1 protein-coding gene is annotated in these 1,302 nt (G+C 72.6%); it reads right to left on the reverse strand.

Annotated elements, in window-relative coordinates; genetic code table 11:
* Nucleotides 1–18 precede the first annotated feature (18 nt).
* Nucleotides 19–1,071, reverse strand: coding sequence for an IS110 family transposase (locus O2W16_RS21575; RefSeq protein WP_269160899.1), 1,053 nt, complete (start codon nucleotides 1,069–1,071; stop codon nucleotides 19–21).
* Nucleotides 1,072–1,302: the final 231 nt, after the last annotated feature.

A 1,302-nucleotide genomic window follows, 5' to 3' on the forward strand; every position in this document is an offset into this window, starting at 1 on the left:
CGACGCTCCTATGGATCGTCAAGCGGGTGAGGGGGCGGCTTCGAGGCGGCGGTAGAGCTCGCGGGCGATGTAGCGCTTGAGGCAGCGTTTGATCTCTCGGTCGGTCTTGCCCTGGGCGCGGCGTCGGTCGGCGTAGTCGCGGGTGCGCTGGTCGTAGCGCAGCCGGGACAGGGTGATGACGTGCAGGGCGCGGTTGAGTTGGCGGTCGCCGGATCGGTTGAGCCGGTAGCGCACGGTCTTGCCCGAGGAGGCGGGGATGGGGGCGGTGCCGGCGAGCATGGCGAAGGCGGCATCGCTGCGGCAGCGGCCGGGGTGGGACCAGGCGGTGAGCACGGTGGCCGCCACGATCGGGCCGACCCCGGTCAGCTCGAGCAGGTCCGGCCGCCACGCGCGCACGATCGCGCGGATCGCGGCCTCGTGGTCGGCGGCCTCGGTCTCGAGGAATCGGACCCGGCGGGCCAGGTTGCGCAGCACGGTCAGCGCGGTGAGTACCTCGACGTCACCGCTGGTGGTGGCCGGGCGCAGTCGGGTGGCGGTGGTGAGCATGGCGCGGGTGCTCTGCCCGCGGAAGCGGGTGCGCACGACCTCTGGTGCGGTGATGACCATCGCCAGCAGTTGCCGCTGCGCGGCGGTGGCGGCCTCGATGGCGGCGCGGCGGGCGGTCAGTCGCATCTGCAGCGCGGCCCGCTCCGGGCCGGTCTTGGGCTGGGCCAGCTGCCCGCGGGCCAGCGCGTCGCGGGCGGCGCGTTCGGCGTCGATCGGATCGGACTTCGCCCCGGCCTTGCGTGCTGGGCGCTTGGGCCGGTCGAGTTCGATGACCAGCTCACCGGCCTCGCCGAGGTGGCGGGCCAGGCCGGCGCCGTAGCCACCGGTGCCCTCCATCGCCCATGCGCGCAGCCCCGAGTGCTGCTCGGCCAGCTCGACCAGCGCCTGGTAGCCGTCGGGATCGGCGATGACCGTCGCCCGGGCCAGCACCCCGCCCGTGTGGGCATCGACCACCGCGGCGGTGTGGGTCTGACTGTGGGTGTCGACGCCGATGACGACCTCGACCAGTTCTGCCAGCATGGACATGCGTTCTTCTCCTTGACCGGTGGGACGCAGCAGGTCCCGGTCCGGTGCGGAGATGGCAGGACTGTGACGGGACACGCCAGCAGCCACTGGCGGTCAAGCTCCTGATCAGGCCACGTCTCCGGCCGGGCCGGTGCCGGCAGCAGCAGGCGGACAAGTCGGCTCAAAGGCACGAAGCCAGTCAGACCTGGAGTCACACCTACCGCTGCCGGCGCCAGCTCACCAGCTACGAGC

Origin of the sequence: Modestobacter sp. VKM Ac-2984 (assembly GCF_026967985.1) — a bacterium.
Classification (GTDB): Bacteria; Actinomycetota; Actinomycetes; order Mycobacteriales; family Geodermatophilaceae; genus Modestobacter.

Bases quoted from the DNA above. Each gene is read 5' to 3' on its own strand.
- O2W16_RS21575 (WP_269160899.1), bottom strand. From the start codon at position 1,071: ATGTCCATGCTGGCAGAACTGGTCGAGGTCGTCATCGGCGTCGACACC.